A 17,147-nucleotide genomic window follows, 5' to 3' on the forward strand; every position below is an offset into this window, starting at 1 on the left:
CATTATGGCAGCTTGAAGCCTCCGCCCATTATGAAGGCGACGATGGCGAGGATGATAGAATTGAGCCCGCACTACGAATCTGGCTGGACGTTCCGCCGAGCCTTTGCAAACCCTCGATCCGTCTCGATAAAGCGCTGGAGCATCGGTACGATCAGTCGGATGGGCTCGGTAGCAGGCTGGCCGCTCTCGCGGCCAAGGATATCGGCATAAGTCTTGAGATCGCGATGCAGTGACGCCGGAAGCTCCAACGTTACCTTGAGGGGCCTGTCGTCGGCGATGGGGCGTAGTTTCAGCTTTGTCATTGCGTTGCTCCATAAGGCTCGAGCACGAGGTCGCGCGTGACGATGACGCGTACAGGAAAGCCCGGCCGGATGGTCAGCGTCGGTGCGACGTTGAGCTGCCTTCGGATGATCTGTTGGCCGGCGTCGTTGATCGTGTCCTGCGCTCCATCGCGGATTGCACGCAATAGCCGGTTCTCGTCGTCGATCGCCAACTCCGCACCAGCGGCAAGCAACGTCGAGAGACCGGCGGCTTTGGCCAGGTTCCACCAGTGATAATCGACCCCGTCTTCAAGCCCGGCATAGCCTTGCGTGTCGGCGCCCGGCTGACGTTCGAGAACAATGGAGCGGCCATTCGGAAAAATGAGCCGGTTCCAGACAAGGAGTGCGCGGCGCTGGCCGAATTGGACGTTGTTGTCATACTGCCCGATGATCCGCGTGCCTTGGGGAACGAGCAGGGCTCGACCAGTTGGGCTGTCGTAAATGTTCTCCGTCACCTGCGCGGTGACCTGTCCGGGTAGATCGGATCTGATGCCAGTGATGAGGGCTGCCGGAATGACGGCGCCGGCCTGGAGAACGAAGGGCGATGCCGGCGGCATGACGCGGTCGCGCGCCACTGTACGTCTGTCAGCAGCGGCGTTGAGGAAAGCCACTTGCTTGTCCTGTGCGGCCTGCTCGCCAAGCTGGCTTCCCAGGTCAGCGCCCGGAAAGCCCGACGCCGGTTCTCCCGTCCCGACCGTTGCGGCTGATCCTCCACGTGACTGGAAAAAGACGGTGCTCGTCCGCGCGGCCTCTTCCTCAGCTCGCCGGCGCTGTTCCGCCTCGTCGACAGCCGGTGCCATGATCGCGGGCGGCACGACGGGTTGTCCCCTGTTTTGGGCGTTGAGGATCGGGCGGCCGAGATCGCCCGGCAGCGCCGGCCCGAGGATCGGGCCGGTATAGTCGCGCGGCAGGCCGGCGAGACCGTCGGCGGGTTGCCGATTGGCGGTCGAGTAGAGCTCCTGGTCGTCGGCGCCGGGCACGCGCGTCTGAAGCGCATAAACCAGTGCACCGCCGATGCCGAGTGAGGCGACGACGCCGAAGCCGACGATGACCTTTGGCGACAGGCGGGTGATGCGCGGCGGTTCGGCACGAAGGCGCATCGGAGCCACGTTGTCCTTTTCGCTCATGACGACGGCCTTCCATCCGTGCGCACGATCCTGACGGTCTGCTGTCGATCTCCGCTGCCAAGACGCAACTCGGCCGCGCCGAACAGGCGATCGACGATCAGGATGTGTTGGTAGATACGGCTGTTTGCGATCTGGGCTTCGCCGTCTGGGCCGATGACCAGGAGTGGTGGCATCTCGCCCTGCACGATGCCGCGTGGAAACTCGACAAAGACGCGCCTGCCGTCGTCATATACAGAGACCGGCTTCCATGGCGGAGTATCGCCTGTGAGACCGTATCGAAAGTTCCGCGCCGCGACAGCCGGAATGAGGGGTGTTGTCGAAATGGCCTGGCGCTGTCCGGCTGGTTGCTTTGGATAGGCCCAGGCCACTGCCGGCATATATGGCTTTTCGCCGGAACGTAGCTCGATCATGTAGGTGCGCCGGTCGGTGGTGATGACGAGGTTGGTCGAGATGTCGGCGCGTGTAGGCTTTACCAGCACATGTGTACGCCGGGTGATCCCGCTACCGCTCTCGGTGTCTCCGATGATCCAGCGAGCGGTGTCACCGGCGGCGATCGGGCCTGCGCCGGTCAGACTCTCGCCGAGTTCGAGCGCGATGTTGGTGATCTGCCCGGGCGCGGCATAGACCTGGTAGAGGGCGCCTTCGCTCCAGGGATAGATCTGGATGGCATTGTAATAGCCTTCGCGGCGTGGCTGGACGCGCGCGGCGGCATTGGCATTCTCGACACGTGCTGTCGGTGTCGAGGCGGCGATACCGCCACGTGCGGGTGACCAGGCAGGCGGGATATGGAGAGGCTTCGGTCTGTCTTCTGGCGCAGCCATGGGAATTGCCGGGAGGGGCGGCACGTTGGCGTCGTAGCTGATCACAGGCGGTTTGCTGGTGGCGCAGCCCGCGAGCATGGCGGAAAGCAAAAGCACTGGAGCTACGGATTTGCGAAGAGACAGGTTGCCGCTTCTGCGGATCGTCGGCCGGTTCATTGGCTCATCTCCTGTGACCAGTTGATGGCGTTGACGTAGATGCCGAGCGGATTGGCGCGGAGCCTTTCGGCATCGCGTGGCGGCTGGATCACGTTGGTCAGGATTGCAGTCCAGCGCTGGGTCGTGGAGAGCTTCCCGCTCTCGTAGTGGCGCTCGGTCCAGGCGACGCGAAACGAGTTCGGAGAAGCGCGGATCACCGAGGAGACCTCGACCGCGATCTGTTGCTTGCCGACCTTGGTGAATGGGTCATTGGTGCGAGCGTAGTCGTTGAGCGCCGTAGCGCCGCGATCCGTGGTCCAGTCATAGGCACGCAGCCAATTCTGGCGGACGATGATTGGGTCAGCCGGGATCGAGCGGACCTGTTCGACGAAGCGCGCAAGATGCCATGCGATCTGCGGATCGGTTGGCAGATAGTCGGCGCTTGCTGGTACGACAGCTTGCGCCTGACCGAGATTGTCGACCTGGACGATCCAGGGCACGACAGTCCCTCGAGTCGACTGCCAGACGAGTGCTGCGGCGAATGCGCCAGACAGGATCAGCGATCCAAACGCCATGTAGCGCCAGCTCTTGGCCTGAACGCGGGCCGAGCCGATACGTTCGTCCCAGACCTGCGCGGCCCTTTGATAGGGGGTCTCGGGTTGAGGTGTCTTGCCGTAATGCGCGGCGGGTCGCCTGAAGAGGTTCATGAACGATCACTTGTCTGAAGGTTGACGGAAGAGGCGGAGGCATGGCTGTCGCCGGAGCGAACGGCGTGGGCGGTTGTCTGGACGGCATGGCCCATGTGGCCGGACCGACGCATACGCTGCGCCCAGCCGGGCGCATGGATGGTGGAAGCTGGCGCAGCCTCAGCCGTGCCTCCGACCGAGCCCATGGTCGAGGAGCCGCCGGTCGCGCTGAAGCCGGCCTTGACGCCGTCGGCGAAGCTTGACCTGACGCTAGCGGCAGCCCTGCGAAGCGGCGATGTCGCCGCGTTGCCTGCGACATGTGCAACGCCCCCCAGTCCGGAGGCGCTACCGGCCGCGCCGGACTGACCGAGGGAGGCGAGCGAATAGGCAGAAGACGCCGCGCCAGAAGCGAGCGCACCGCCACGGACGGCTGCCGCGCCAGCGGAGACGGCGGCAGCGCCGCCCTTCGCCGCAAGACCAGCAGCACCAGCAGCGGCGAGCGTCACACCACCTGCGGCAAGACCGGTACCCACCGCTGCTCCGGCGCCAAGCTGGGGCCCACCGCTGACAAGCCCCGACGCGATGCCGGGACCGAAGATGCCGAGACCCAGCAGTGACAGGGCAGCGAGCACGACAGCCATCGCATCGTCGATGCTCGGGGTCTGGCCGCCGAAACCTTGCGTGAACTGGCTGAACAATGTCGAGCCGATGCCGATGATCACGGCGAGCACCAGTACTTTGATGCCGGAGGAGACAACGTTTCCAAGTACACGTTCGGCCATGAAGGCGGTCTTGCCGAACAGGCCGAAGGGGATCAGCACGAAGCCGGCCAGTGTGGTCAGCTTGAATTCTATCAGTGTGACGAAGAGCTGGATCGACAGAATGAAGAAGGCAAGGATGACCAGGGCCCAGGCGAAGAGCAGGCAGGCGATCTGGATGAAGTTCTCGAAGAAGGCCACCCATCCCATCAGGTCAGAGATGGACTCGAGCAGTGGCCGGGCGGCATCCAGGCCGGTTTGTGCCACCTTGCCGGGGCGCATCAGGTCCGCTGTCGAAAATCCCGTGCCGGAGCCCTTGAGGCCGAGGCCCGCGAAACTGTCGAAGACGATGTTTGCGAGATTGTTCCAGTTGGAGATGAGATAGGCGAAGACGCCGACAAACAGTGTCTTCTTGACCAGCCGCGCGATGATGTCGTCGTCAGCGCCCCAGCTCCAGAACAGAGCTGCCAGCGTCACGTCAATGACGATCAGCGTGGTGGCGATGAACGCGACTTCTCCACCCAGAAGGCCAAACCCACTGTCGATGTAGCGGGCGAAGACTTCGAGGAAGTTGTCGATGACGCCGGCGCCGCCCATGCTTCACCGCCCTTCCTGAATTCGCGGAGCAGGACGCACGGGCGTGCGACCAAGGAATCGGTCGCGGGTTTCTGCCCAGACGCGCAGGCATTCAGCATCATCAGCCGCCTTCACCCCAAGCTGCTGGCACCGGCGCTGTCTCTCTTGCAAATGGTCGGCCTCGGGCCGCAGAACCAGTGCCGGCGCCGCTACCGGCACTGCTTCCTTCCGGGTCAATTCAATCACCGTTGCCGTGATGGCGACAGCGACGAACACGACAGCGCCGAGGCGCGCCAGCACTTTGCCGTCCATGATGTTTTCCTCTGGCTGTCAATTGCCGTTGTTGAACATGCGGGCATTGCCGGGCTGATAGCCGGAACCCGGGGTCAGGAAGCGGCGGCGCTGCTCGCGGCCCTGTTCGGCAGCAGCTGCACGTTCGGCGTCGGTCAGTGCCTGCGCCCGGCCATTGGCAGCGATGACGGCGGTGAGGTCGGCGAGTTGCTGAGCCTGGAGCGCTAGTAGCTGGTTGCCGGCTTGTGTTGCCTGAAGTGCACCGGCGGCATTCTGGCTCTGGCCGATCAGCGCCGACATCTGGGCACGATTGGTCTCGATGTTTTCGACGGCGCCTGCCTGGACACGCATGGCGTCCTGCAAGCCGCCCACGGTGTTTTTCCAACGTGTACGCGCGTTGGCGACGAGCTCTTGATCGGAGGCCGACAAGGACACGCTGCCGTATTTCTGTTCGAACATCTGGTCGATCTGCTGGACGTCGAAGGCGATGTTTTGCGCCTGGCTGAGAAGCTGCTGCGTCTTTTGCACCGACTGCTGAAGCTGCTGGAGAGACGAGTATGGCAGGCTCGCCAGGTTCCTCGCCTGGTTGATGAGCATCTGCGCTTCATTCTGCAGACTTTTGATCTGGTTGTTGATCTGCTCCAGCGTGCGGGCGGCGGTGAGCACGTTCTGCGCGTAGTTGGTCGGATCGTAGACAATCCGACCAAAGAAGGCCTGCGCTGGGCTCGTCAGCGCGGGCGAAAGCGCACCGGTCGCAGAAAGAACCGTTGCTCCAATCAAGGCAGCGCGAAGGGTCGAGAGTTGCGTGGTCATGGCGTGGGATCCTTCTCAGGTTCGGGGACGAGATTGGTGAGGTTGGGGATGAGGTCGACCGCCCAATCGACGCCGCGGGTGCGCAGCCAGGCAGCGAGGAAGCCATTGCGGCCATGCTCACCTAGGATCTGCGCAATCAGCGTCTGGTCGGTTTTTGAGGATGCAGCGCAAAGCGCGAGGGCGACCTCGGAAAGGCCGAGTTCAAAGAGCCGGTTGCCGCGCCGAGACTGGCAATAGTAGTCGCGCTTTGGCGTAGCGCGCGCCAGGATCTCGATCTGGCGATCGTTGAGGCCGAAACGACGGTAGATTGCGGTGATTTGCGGTTCGATTGCGCGTTCGTTCGGCAGCAAGAGCCGGGTCTGGCAGCTCTCGATGATAGCGGGCGCGATCGCGGAGCGGTCGATGTCGGACAGCGATTGCGTGGCAAAGACCACGCTGGCGTTCTTTTTGCGCAAGGTCTTCAGCCACTCCCGGATCTGGCCGGAGAAGCCATCGTCGTCGAGTGCGAGCCAACCTTCGTCGATGATGATGAGCGTAGGCGAACCGTCGAGCCGATCCTCGATACGGTGAAAGAGATAAGAAAGCACCGCAGGGGCGGCAGCCGTGCCGACCAGTCCCTCGGTTTCGAAGGCCTGGACAGATGTCTCGCCGATGCGCTCGAACTCGGCGTCGAGGAGCCGGCCATAAGGACCTCCGACGCAGTAGGGGCGTAGCGCCTGTTTCAGGTCATTCGACTGGAGCAGGACGTTGAGGCCGGTGAGCGTGCGCTCGTGGACGGGGGCGCTGGCGAGGGAGGTAAGCGCAGACCACAGATGCTCCTTGATCTCTGGAGTGATCGGGACGCTCTCACGGACCAGGATCGAGACAATCCAGTCGGCTGCCCAGGCACGCTCCGGTACGTGATGGATGCGCGCGAGTGGCTGGAGTTGTACCGGCTCGCCAGCATCACCAGTCAGGTCGCCACCAAGATCGTGCCAGTCGCCGCCCATGGCGAGTGTAGCGGCGCGGATCGAGCCGCCGAAATCGAAGGCGAAGACCTGCGAATGGCGATAGCGGCGGAACTGCAGCGCCATCAGGGCGAGCAGCACTGATTTGCCAGCACCTGTCGGGCCTACGATCAGCGTGTGACCGACATCTCCGACATGAAGGCAAAAGCGGAACGGGGTAGAGCCTTCGGTCTTGCCGAATAGGAGAGGGGGCGCTGCGAAATGCTCATCTTCTTGTGGTCCTGCCCACACAGCCGAAAGCGGGATCATGTGGGCTAGATTGACCGTGGAGAGCGGCGGTTGCCGCACATTGGCGTAGACGTGACCGGGCAGCGAACCTAGCCAGGCGTCGACGGCATTTATGGTCTCGGGCGTGCATGTGAAGTCGCGGCCCTGGATGACCTTTTCGGCGAGCCTCAGCTTTTCGTCAGCGACACGCGGATCGGCGTCCCAAACGGTGAGCGTCGCAGTGACATAAGCCTGTCCGGCATAGTCGGCGCCCAGCTCCTGCAGAGCGAGATCGGCGTCGGCAGCCTTGTTGGCCGCGTCTGTGTCGACCAAAGCAGCAGCCTCGTTGGTCATCACCTCCTTGAGGATTGCTGCGATTGACTTGCGCTTGGCGAACCATTGCCGCCTGATCTTGGTCAGCAGCTTCGTCGCGTCAGCCTTGTCGAGGAGGATGGCGCGGGTCGACCAACGATAGGGGAATGCGAGACGATTGAGCTCGTCGAGGATTCCAGGCGTAGTCGCGGTCGGAAAGCCGACGATGGTGAGAATACGAAGATGTTGGTCGCCAAGACGCGGCTCGAGCCCGCCAGCGAGGGGCCGGTCCGCGAGCAGCGCGTCAAGATGCATCGGCGTCTCGGGAACGCGCACTCGATGACGTTCGGTCGAAACGCAGGCATGGAGATAAGACAGGGTTTCGACATCGTCGAGCCATGCGCAATCCGGCATGAAACCTTCGACGAGTTGCAGCACACGGTCGGTGCGGTCGATGAAGCCGGCGACGATCTCGTGCGGATCGACGCCGCTTTCGGCTTTGCCTTCGTAGAGCCAGCTTTCCGCCCGGGCGGCGTCCTCCGCCGGTGGCAGATAGGTGAAGGTCAGGAAATAGCTGGACTCGTAATGAGCCCCGGTCTCTTCGAAGCCGGCCTTGCGTTCGGCATCGACCAGGGCGGAGGCGGGGTCTGCGAATGTGCTTTCCGGATAGGCACCGGCTGCATGACGCTGGGCTTCGACGAAGATCGCCCAGCCCGAGCCGAGGCGGCGGAAAGCGTTGTTAAGACGGCTTGCGATGCTGACCAACTCAGCTGCGACCGAACTGTCGAGATCCGGGCCGCGGAATCGGGCGCTGCGCTGGAGACTGCCATCCTTGTTGAGGACAACGCCCTCGCGCACGAGCGCTGCCCAGGGCAGGAAGTCCGAGAGGCGGGCATTTCGGTTTCGGTATTCGGCAAGGTTCATCATGGCGATTACCTCACGCCCTGAGGTGGCCGGGGATGCGCAGATGCCTGCGCACAACCTCGGCGAACATCGGATCTCGCTTGGCGGCCCAGGCGGCAGCAAGGTGCCCGATCAACCCCAGCGCGATCCCAATGATCCAGAGCCGCAGGCCGAGCCCGAGGGCCGCAGCCAATGTGGCGTTCAGGATGGCGATCGAGCGTGGGGCGCCGCCGAGCAGGATGTGTTCCGTGAGCGCCCGATGAACAGGTGCGCTGAAGCCTGGGACTGGTTCCTCCATCAGACAAGCGCTCCGCCGCCGAAGCTAAAGAAGCTGAGGAAGAAGCTCGATGCGGCGAAGGCGATCGAGAGGCCGAAGACGATCTGGATCAGACGTCGGAAGCCGCCCGAGGTGTCGCCGAAAGCGAGCGTCAGACCGGTCACGATGATGATGATCACGGCGATGATCTTGGCGACCGGGCCCTCGATTGACTGCAGGATCTGCTGCAGTGGCTGTTCCCAGGGCATGGACGAGCCCGCGGCGTGTGCGACAGGGGCGACCGCGAGTGCGAGGGCGGTGACCGAGCAAAATGCCGCGATGTGGCGTCCGGCTCGGGAAAGGGGCAGGGTCATGCGGACGTTCCTTCATTGTTGGAGGGGATGGGTGCGATGCGGTAGTCGCCACCGGGGCCGAGCCCTTCGACGCGGGCAAGTTCGGCCAGCCGTCGGGCGGACCCGCGCCCCGAAAGGACCGCGACGAGATCGATGGTTTCCGCGATCAGTGCGCGCGGGACGGTGACAACGACTTCCTGGATGAGTTGCTCGAGGCGCCGCAGGGCGCCGATGCCGGTTCCGGCATGGATGGTGCCAATGCCGCCGGGATGGCCGGTGCCCCAGGCTTTGAGGAGATCGAGCGCTTCGGAGCCGCGCACTTCGCCCACGGGAATGCGGTCGGGCCGCAGTCGAAGTGACGAACGAACGAGATCGGAGAGGGAGACGACGCCTTCTTTGGTGCGAAGGGACACGAGATTGGGCGCAGCGCATTGCAGCTCGCGCGTGTCCTCGATCAGGACGACGCGATCTGAGGTCTTGGCGACTTCCGCAAGAAGGGCATTGGTGAGCGTGGTCTTGCCGGTCGAGGTGCCACCAGCGACGAGAATATTGGCGCGCGCCGCGACTGCCTGACGCAGGGCAGTTGCCTGCTGCGCTGTCATGACGCCGGCTGCGACGTAGTCGTCGAGGGTGAAGACAGCGACGGCCGGCTTTCGGATCGCAAAGGCTGGTGCTGCGACGACGGGTGGCAGCAGTCCTTCGAACCGCTCTCCCGTTTCGGGAAGCTCGGCCGAAACACGCGGATTGCCGGGATGCACTTCGGCGCCGACATGGTGAGCGACAAGGCGAATGATGCGTTCGCCGTCCGCCGCCAGAAGCGTGCAACCTGTATCTTCAAGTCCGCCGGAGAGGCGGTCGATCCAGAGCCGCCCGTCGGGATTGAGCATCACCTCGACGATGGATGGATCTTCCAGGAACCCGGCGATCGCTGAACCCAGCGCGGTGCGCAGCATGCGCGCACCGCGCAAGGATACTTCGGAATGTCGTTGAGAATTCGCCACATCATCCCCATTCTCGTTCGGGTGGCGCGCTGCGCGACCCTGATCGGGGATGATTAAGGGAGCCAGAAATCAGGCAGGTTCAACAGGTTTCAGAGGGTGTAGTAGCGTGGCGTGCAATTGCAGGAGAAGGGCGGGATAGGCATGGCTGAGCGCGACCGACGTTGTTGGTTCAGCTGGATGCGCGCGCCCTTCGTGAGCCCGCCCATGGCCACGTCCACGTATTCAATTGCCCTCAACATCTTCGGGAATCTCACGCAGGAAGCTCTGACCTTTCTGAAGCCGCTTGCCGAGCGTTTCGACGAAGCCGTCGAAACGCTCTCGTCCCTTCGCCTGAGCTGAAGCTTGCGCCTCGGGCGGCAGAGGCGGGGTGATCGAAAGCCAGAAGCGGACGAAAAGGGCGAGTGTTTCCGCGGTGACGCCAAGATCGCGCTCCATCCGCTGGATTTGCCTGGACAGTCGGTCGAGCCGGCGTGCAAAGGCTGCTTCGCGCGCATCGGCGTGATCGGGCGACAGGAACGAACTGACGGCCGCCTCCACGATGGCCGACCTAGGCAATTTCTTGCGGTCGGCAAGCTCGTTGATGCGACCGATAAGCTCCACTGGCAGGGTAAGATTAAGACGGTCGCGCATCGCCTTAGAACTCCATCCCATCGCCTGGGTCGAGTGCGACCTGGCGCGCAAGACCAGTTATCTGGCGTCGCAATGCCTGACGCTGGCGAGCGGTGTCCTCCGGCTCGTCGTCGAGGATATGCGCGAACTCCTCGGCCGGCTTTTGGTCCGCGGTTTCCATTGCGATAGCAACATGTTCGGGAAGCTCCGGTTCGCGGCGCAGGCCGGCATTGGCGCTGTCAGGTACTTCAGCGGCTGAAGGTACGGGATCGGCCTTCTGCGGCAGGACTGTCGACCAACTGTCGCTGCGAGGGGTCCTGCCCAATTGGGATGGATCCGGCGGCTGCATGACACGCTCGCGGAAGCGCGCATCCTCGTAGTAGCGTGCCTTCTTTGCCCGGATCGGCGGAGTGCCTGCGATCATCACAATTTCGTCGGTCGGTGGAAGTTGCATAACCTCGCCGGGGGTGAGGAGGGGACGCGCCGTTTCTGAACGCGAGACCATCAGGTGCCCAAGCCATGGCGAGAGTCTGTGGCCGGCATAGTTCTTCATCGCCTTCATTTCGGTGGCTGTGCCCAGAGCATCGGACACGCGCTTGGCTGTCCGCTCGTCATTGGTCGCGAAGCTCACGCGCACATGGCAATTGTCGAGGATCGAGTTGTTGGCGCCGTAGGCCTTTTCGATCTGGTTGAGCGACTGGGCGATGAGAAAGCTCTTGATGCCGTAGCCGGCCATGAAAGCAAGCGCGGACTCGAAGAAATCGAGGCGGCCAAGCGCCGGGAACTCGTCGAGCATCATGAGGACGCGGTGTTTGCGTTCCATTGCGTGGAGGTCCTCGGTCAGCCGTCGGCCGATCTGGTTGAGGACGAGGCGGATCAGTGGCTTGGTTCGGGAGATGTCCGAGGGCGGGACGACCAGATAGAGCGTTGTCGGCTTTGCCTCTGCTGTGAGGTCGGCGATGCGCCATTCGCAACGGCCAGTCACTTCCGCGATGACCGGATCGCGATAGAGGCCGAGGAAGGACATGGCAGTCGACAGCACGCCTGATCGTTCGTTGTCGGATTTATTGAGGAGCTCGCGTGCCGTCGATGCGACGACCGGATGCGGGCCGGCCTCGCCGAGATGCTTCGTCGTCATCATCGCTGCGAGCGTCGCTTCGATCGGGCGGCGTGGATCGGAGAGAAAGGCTGCGACACCGGCGAGCGTTTTTTCCTCCTCGGCATAAAGGACATGCAGGATCGCGCCTACGAGAAGGGAGTGGCTGGTCTTTTCCCAGTGGTTGCGCTTGTCGAGCGAACCTTCCGGGTCGACCAGAATGTCGGCAACGTTCTGCACGTCGCGCACCTCCCAATCGCCTCGCCGAACCTCGAGCAGGGGATTGTAGGCGGCTGATTTCGGATTGGTTGGATCGAATAGCAGTACGCGACCATGCCTGTTGCGGAAGCCGGCTGTGAGTTGCCAGTTTTCGCCCTTGATGTCGTGAACGATTGCCGAGCCCGGCCAGGTCAGGAGCGTAGGCACCACAAGGCCGACGCCTTTGCCAGAACGTGTCGGCGCAAAGCACAGCACATGCTCGGGCCCGTCATGGCGCAGATAGTCGTTGTCGAACCGGCCAAGCACGACTCCGTCCGAGCCGAAAAGCCCTGCGGCCTCCACCTCCTTCATTTGGGCCCATCGTGCGGAGCCGTAGGTCTGGACGTTCTTGGCCTCGCGAGCGCGCCAGACCGACATGCCGATGGCGACAGCGATAGCGATGAAGCCGCCTGAGGCCGCAATGAAGGCGGCCTTGTTGAAGATCTCGGGTGCGTAGGCATCAAAGAAGTACCACCACCAGAAGAAGGCGGGCGGATAGTAGACCGGCACACCACCGAGCCTGAACCAGGGCGTGCCGAGCTGTACCTGATACCCAAGCTGCCAGGCAACATATTGGGTCGCGGCCCAGGTGGTGGCGATCACGATCAGGAAGACCACCGTGATTTGGCCCCAGAGGATTTTGGTCGCTGACATGCGTGATCCTTTTCCGTCGGTGTCAGAGGCACAGGTCGCGCTTGCGTCCGACCGACAGTTCTATGCCGCCGCTGACTTTGGTTATGCCGGCGACACGCTTGCCGAGATTGCGATCGAGGTCGCGCGACCAGGGCACGAGCTGGAAGCCGAGACCGCTATCAATCATGGCGAAGCGGCCGGACGAGAGGGCAAGGCGCTGGCGCACCACGCCCGCGACGCGATGCCCGGCTTGCGTCTTCACATGCGGCAAGCCGGTCTCGGCCGAGAGCTTCTCGCCGACGGCCTCGAGCTCGCGGCGTCGAAGGGTGGCGAGGAGATCGGATTGCATGATGATGCGCTGGCCCTCGCGCCGGGCGAGGCCCTGATCGGCGAGATGATCGGCACGGGCCTGCATGGCGTCGCGTACCTCGCGGCCAAACCCGGTCTGCGACAGCGACATGGCATCGCGCTCGACAAGCCGATGATCGATCCAGGTGGCGCCAGGTGCTGTGATCTGCGCTTGAAGGTCGAGATCGGATCGCATCGCAAGTACCAATGTCGGGCGTTGGTCGTCCGTGCCACTGAGGTGACGGACTTCGGCGATGCCGCCATTTGCAGGAGCCTGATCAAACGCTTCGACGCCCCGGAAGCGGACATGGTGGGCGCGTCCGTCGACCCCATCGATGACGACGTAAGCCTCGCCGGTCAGCTCGTCGTGAAGGCCGCGATCGACAAGGCGACCAATGATCGGCGAGCCGGAGGTTCTGCCGTCGACCGCATAATCGCCAACGCCGCGATCCTGGCCGCGCTCCGTGAAGGCGCGGTGCATCGTCTTGATGATATCACCGCGCATGCCGAGATCGCGCAGAGTTCGTTCGGCTTCGAGACCAACGACCCATTCTCCAGAATTGCCCTGGATGGCGAGCCCTAACTTCTCGATATGCTGGAGCCGGCCGACCATGAGGCGCCGGAGCTCCGGATCAACTGTTGCGGATCGGTCTGGCCTGAGATCGACATAGCCGGTCTCATCGGCTGTGCGCTGGATCTCCCGGTCGATCCGCGTCCAACGCTCGGCGGTGATTTCCTTTTCAAGCGAGCTTTGGATTTCGTGTTCCGGCTTCGGGCCGAGCTCGATGTCGACGAGATCGTCGGCGCGGGAGCGAAGACCGCGGCTGATATAGTCGCGAGAGACGACGAGGTCGGCGCCGAACTCGTCGACGCCGCGCACGAGCAGATGCACATGCGGGTTGTCCGTATTCCAGTGGTCGACGGCGATCCAGTCGAGGCGCGTACCAAGATCGGCTTCCATCTGGCGCGCTAGATCTCGGGTGAAGGCCTTGAGGTCGGTCATCTCTGCTGCGTCCTCCGGCGAGACGATGAAGCGGAAATGATGCCGGTCGTCCTTGCAGCGATTGGCGAAAGCGAGATCGTCGGCACGATCGGTGTTGGCGTCGAACATCACGCCCTTCTCTCCATCTCGGCTGACGCCCTCGCGCTTGAGATACGAGACATGGGCGGAGAGCGGTGCTGAACGGAATGCCCGCCCCTGATGGCGGGCGATACGCGCCTTGATGACGACGCGGCGATGCGAGGAGAAGATGCGGGAGCGTCCGAAGACATTGCGCCCGCGTCCGAAGGTCGAGCGGCCGAGCCGGTTTCCCGCCTTGCCCAAAGGGGCGCCGCCGGAGATGTGGCCGGCGCGCTTGGCCACGGTGAGGACCTGATTGACGAAGCTCTTGGTCCTCGGCGCCTTCGTCGAACGAATGCGGCCTGGCTGGATGCGGAAGTCGCGGTCACCCTCGCTCATGACTGTGCCCGCTGTTGTGACCGGAGGCTGGTCGTGCATCTCGAAGCATTGAAAACATTGGAACAACTCGGGCAGCATGCCCGCGACCGGCCGGCATGCACCGGAAAACGCAAGCCATGCCAATGGCTTAACGCGTTTCGGGCATGCGCTTTTATCTCGCCGTCCTCTGTCGTTTCGTAAGCGTCCGGTCCTGACACCTCGTTGGCGTAGTGCAAAATCGCAGCATGTGGAGTTCCTTCGTAGCGTGGAGGGTCTCCGGTGAATTTGAGACATTTCGAGAACACGGCGCGTAAGTCCTTCTGGGTGATTCATGTCGAAGCGTGGCGTCAGAGCGGGCTGGCGCGCACAACCTATTGCCGCCATCACCATCTCAACCGGCGTACGTTCGAGCGCTGGCTTGACCACCTGATGGGCAAGGAAGCAGCGCGCAAACATGCGGAATCGCAGGCACAATTGCGCCAGGAAGCGTGTCCGAAACAATGCCAGAAAGGACCGCGCCGGCGTCAACGCCAACGTTTTGGCGTGAGCACGGATGTGCGCAATCGTGCGCTCCGGGCGTTCTGGGCAATGCATGTCGAGGCGATGAACTGGAGCGGCATGGGCGTTCGCGAATACGCCGCGGCACTGCAGCTTTCGCCCTACGCGCTGCGCCGTTGGCGTGACCGCTTGGAGGATGGCGAGGTTGAGATCGACTGGCGCGCGCATCTTCATCCCGCCGCCCGCCCGGCCGTTAGTGATATCACTAACGGCGCGACGTCCGAAAACGGCTTGACAGCGCGTCCAGATGACACTCCCGCCACGCGCTTCCGCCGGTTCTTCACGGACGCGCAGAAGCTCGCCATCGTCCAGGAGAGTGAAGCTGCAGGTGCAACGGTCTCGGCTGTCGCGCGCCGGCACGGGATCGCGACCGGCATCCTGTTTCGTTGGCGCGCGGAATTCGGCGTGACGCAGAAGAAGCAAGCGAAACTGGCATCTGTGACGCTGGCTACGGACGCGGCAGCGGCACTCGCGCTGCAGAATCTTGTGCGGCCCCCTGACGGGATGATGGCAATCGAACTGCCGGATGGGCGGCGTGTCTTTGCACCTGCGGGCAGTGATCCTGTTGCCGTACGAGCGTTCGTCGACAGCGGAGGGACTGCATCATGATGATCGTTCCGGCGGGCGTGAAGGTGCATCTGGCGCTGGGTCACACCGACATGCGGAAGGGGCTGGACGGGCTCGCCATGCTGGTCCAGGCAACGCTGAAGCAGGACCCGTTCTCGGGTCATCTGTTTGCCTTCCGGGGAAAGAAGGCGTCGCTGCTCAAGATCCTGTTCTGGGATGGCAACGGGCTGTGTCTGTTCACCAAGCGGCTCGACCAGGGCAGCTTCGTGTGGCCACGTATGGCAGGTTATGACGGCTCGATCACATTGACGCCGGCACAGCTTGCCATGCTGATCGAGGGCATCGACTGGCGCGCACCCGAGCGTATTTGGAGACCGGCGCTGGCCGGCTGAAAACGGTCCTCCGATCGACGCAGAAACTACCGGAATCCTTGGGTTTTTGAGCGGTTCATGGTAGATTCGATCATGTTGATCGACCTCGACAATCTGCCGTCCGATCCAGCACTTTTGCAGCGTCTGCTGCGCGATATGGCAGCTGCCGTCGAGAGCCGCGATGGCGAGATCGAACGCCTCCAATCGATCATCAGGAAGCTTCAGCGGGCGCAGTTCGGCCGGCGTTCCGAGCGCCTCGATCCCGACCAACTGGCGCTCGCGCTGGAAGACCTCGATGCCGACATCGCCCGCATCCGGGAGAGCACACCGAGCGTCCATCCACCGTTGGAGCGGCCATCCCACCGCAAGCCGCTGCCCGATCATCTGCCGCGCGAGGACATGCGGCTCGACATCGAAGAAGCGTATTGTGTGTGCTGTGGCGGCGCACTTCATGCGATCGGCGAGAGCGTCAGCGAGATGCTCGACTGGGTTCCGGCACAGCTTCGCGTTGTCCGCATCACGCGCCCGAAATACGCCTGCCGGACTTGCGAGACGGTAGCGCAAGCGCCTGCGCCGGAGCGGTTGATCGCCGGCGGATTGGCAACGCCGGCGCTTCTGGCGCAGGTGCTGGTCTCCAAATATTGCGATCACACGCCGCTCTACCGGCAGTCGCAGATATTCGCCCGGCATGGTGTCGATCTGGCACGCTCGACGCTGGCTGGATGGGTCGGCGGCGCCTGCTGGTGGCTGGAAGCCCTGCACGAGCGGCTGGTGAAGAACATATTCGCCTCCAACCATCTGTTCGCCGACGACACACCGGTGCCGGTGCTCGATCCGGGCCGCGGGCGGACCAAGACGGGGCGGTTGTGGGTCTATGCCCGTGAGCAACGCACTTGGGCCGGACCCGAGCCGCCGGCGGCAGTCTACCTGTTTGCGCCGGACCGAAAGGCCGAGCGCCCGATATCGCATCTTCAGCACTTCAAAGGTGTGCTGCATGTCGATGGTTATGCCGGCTTCGAACAGCTCGCTGCCCGTGGCGATATCGCTCTCGCCGCCTGCTGGGCGCATACGAGGCGCAAGTTCTATGACGTGGTCGAAGCGACCGGATCGCCCGTGGCGGCGGAAGCCCTGCGCCGGATCGGTGAAATCTATGCCGTCGAGGCGGATGTGCGCGGACAGTCGCCGGCCCTTAGGCTTGCGGCGCGGCTGCAGCGATCGAAACCCGTTGTTGCCGCCTTCCACACCTGGCTGGAAGTGCAGCTCCAGCACATCTCCGGACGCAGCACGCTTGCAGAAGCGATCCGCTATGCGCTGTCGCGTTGGACCGGACTGACCCGCTTCCTCACCGATGGTCGTGTCGAGCTCGATACCAACCCGGTCGAGCGGGCCATCCGTCCCGTTGCGCTCGGCCGCAAGAACCACCTGTTCGCCGGCAGCGATGGCGGCGGCGGCCGCTGGGCGATCGTTTGCTCTCTCACCGAAACTGCCAAGCTCAACGATGTCGAGCCCTACTCCTATCTCGCCGACGTACTGCAGCGCATGCTCGATGGGCATCCCGTCAGCAGCCTCGATGAACTCCTGCCATGGGCGTGGAAAGCGCAAAATCCCGTCAAGAGCTGACATCACGTGCAGCCCCCGGACGCATACGTCGTTTCTCCAGCACCAACGCCGTAACTTGCCCCGCGCTGCCGGATGCCCGCCAC

At 63.3% G+C, this 17,147-nt stretch carries 17 protein-coding genes; 3 read left to right on the forward strand and 14 right to left on the reverse strand.

From position 1 onward, the window contains the following. Positions 1-71: 71 nt before the first annotated feature. The 14 genes from IG197_RS23595 to IG197_RS23660 all read right to left on the reverse strand — a co-directional run bounded on the left by IG197_RS23595 (position 72) and on the right by IG197_RS23660 (position 13,969). Positions 72-302, reverse strand: coding sequence for a DUF2274 domain-containing protein (locus IG197_RS23595; RefSeq protein WP_192315257.1), 231 nt, complete (start codon positions 300-302; stop codon positions 72-74). Continuing rightward, positions 299-1,447 carry a TrbI/VirB10 family protein gene (locus IG197_RS23600; protein ID WP_192315259.1) on the reverse strand — a complete coding sequence of 383 codons (1,149 nt, stop codon included), beginning with the start codon at positions 1,445-1,447 and terminating at the stop codon, positions 299-301. Before IG197_RS23600 ends, IG197_RS23595 begins: the two co-directional genes overlap by 4 nt. Beyond that, positions 1,444-2,424 carry a P-type conjugative transfer protein TrbG gene (gene trbG / locus IG197_RS23605; RefSeq protein ID WP_192315261.1) on the reverse strand — a complete coding sequence of 327 codons (981 nt, stop codon included), beginning with the start codon at positions 2,422-2,424 and terminating at the stop codon, positions 1,444-1,446. The genes IG197_RS23600 and trbG overlap by 4 nt, the downstream gene beginning before the upstream one ends. After that, positions 2,421-3,110, reverse strand: a complete 690-nt coding sequence (gene trbF / locus IG197_RS23610; RefSeq protein ID WP_192315263.1) for a conjugal transfer protein TrbF — start codon at positions 3,108-3,110, stop codon at positions 2,421-2,423. Before trbF ends, trbG begins: the two co-directional genes overlap by 4 nt. Next, positions 3,107-4,444 carry a P-type conjugative transfer protein TrbL gene (gene trbL, locus IG197_RS23615; protein WP_192315264.1) on the reverse strand — a complete coding sequence of 446 codons (1,338 nt, stop codon included), beginning with the start codon at positions 4,442-4,444 and terminating at the stop codon, positions 3,107-3,109. The genes trbF and trbL overlap by 4 nt, the downstream gene beginning before the upstream one ends. Before the next feature lie 3 nt (positions 4,445-4,447). Beyond that, complete coding sequence (trbK-alt, locus tag IG197_RS23620; protein ID WP_192315266.1) at positions 4,448-4,735, reverse strand: putative entry exclusion protein TrbK-alt; 288 nt, start codon at positions 4,733-4,735, stop codon at positions 4,448-4,450. Between the two features lie 18 nt (positions 4,736-4,753). Beyond that, entirely contained in the window at positions 4,754-5,527 is a 774-nt protein-coding gene (gene trbJ / locus IG197_RS23625) for a P-type conjugative transfer protein TrbJ (RefSeq protein WP_192315269.1), read from the reverse strand. After that, positions 5,524-7,980: a conjugal transfer protein TrbE gene (gene trbE, locus IG197_RS23630; protein ID WP_192315271.1), complete on the reverse strand. Its 2,457-nt coding sequence runs from the start codon at positions 7,978-7,980 to the stop codon at positions 5,524-5,526. The genes trbJ and trbE overlap by 4 nt, the downstream gene beginning before the upstream one ends. A 10-nt stretch (positions 7,981-7,990) precedes the next feature. Further along, positions 7,991-8,254, reverse strand: a complete 264-nt coding sequence (locus IG197_RS23635; RefSeq protein WP_067965095.1) for a VirB3 family type IV secretion system protein — start codon at positions 8,252-8,254, stop codon at positions 7,991-7,993. After that, complete coding sequence (locus tag IG197_RS23640; RefSeq protein WP_192315273.1) at positions 8,254-8,586, reverse strand: TrbC/VirB2 family protein; 333 nt, start codon at positions 8,584-8,586, stop codon at positions 8,254-8,256. Before IG197_RS23640 ends, IG197_RS23635 begins: the two co-directional genes overlap by 1 nt. Further along, positions 8,583-9,518 carry a P-type conjugative transfer ATPase TrbB gene (gene trbB / locus IG197_RS23645; RefSeq protein ID WP_371746560.1) on the reverse strand — a complete coding sequence of 312 codons (936 nt, stop codon included), beginning with the start codon at positions 9,516-9,518 and terminating at the stop codon, positions 8,583-8,585. The genes IG197_RS23640 and trbB overlap by 4 nt, the downstream gene beginning before the upstream one ends. A 270-nt stretch (positions 9,519-9,788) precedes the next feature. Next, positions 9,789-10,196 (reverse strand): ribbon-helix-helix protein, CopG family, encoded by a 408-nt coding sequence (locus IG197_RS23650; protein WP_192315278.1) that lies wholly within the window; start codon positions 10,194-10,196, stop codon positions 9,789-9,791. A 4-nt stretch (positions 10,197-10,200) separates the two neighbouring features. Next, positions 10,201-12,183, reverse strand: a complete 1,983-nt coding sequence (locus tag IG197_RS23655; protein WP_192315280.1) for a conjugal transfer protein TraG — start codon at positions 12,181-12,183, stop codon at positions 10,201-10,203. A gap of 22 nt (positions 12,184-12,205) precedes the next feature. Then, on the reverse strand, positions 12,206-13,969 hold the full coding sequence (locus IG197_RS23660) for a DUF3363 domain-containing protein (RefSeq protein ID WP_192315282.1): 1,764 nt from the start codon (positions 13,967-13,969) through the stop codon (positions 12,206-12,208). A gap of 258 nt (positions 13,970-14,227) precedes the next feature. Between IG197_RS23660 and IG197_RS36880 the strand changes: the two genes are divergently transcribed. The 3 genes from IG197_RS36880 to IG197_RS23675 all read left to right on the forward strand — a co-directional run bounded on the left by IG197_RS36880 (position 14,228) and on the right by IG197_RS23675 (position 17,064). Next, on the forward strand, positions 14,228-15,115 hold the full coding sequence (locus IG197_RS36880) for a transposase (RefSeq protein ID WP_067965083.1): 888 nt from the start codon (positions 14,228-14,230) through the stop codon (positions 15,113-15,115). After that, positions 15,112-15,465: an IS66 family insertion sequence element accessory protein TnpB gene (gene tnpB, locus IG197_RS23670; protein ID WP_067965081.1), complete on the forward strand. Its 354-nt coding sequence runs from the start codon at positions 15,112-15,114 to the stop codon at positions 15,463-15,465. Before IG197_RS36880 ends, tnpB begins: the two co-directional genes overlap by 4 nt. Positions 15,466-15,537: 72 nt before the next feature. Then, the gene (locus IG197_RS23675; protein WP_067967026.1) at positions 15,538-17,064 is read left to right on the forward strand and encodes an IS66 family transposase; all 1,527 of its coding nucleotides are present in this window, start codon (positions 15,538-15,540) and stop codon (positions 17,062-17,064) included. Positions 17,065-17,147 lie beyond the last annotated feature (83 nt).

This window comes from Aminobacter sp. SR38, assembly GCF_014843375.1.
GTDB classification, from domain to species: domain Bacteria; phylum Pseudomonadota; class Alphaproteobacteria; order Rhizobiales; family Rhizobiaceae; genus Aminobacter; species Aminobacter ciceronei.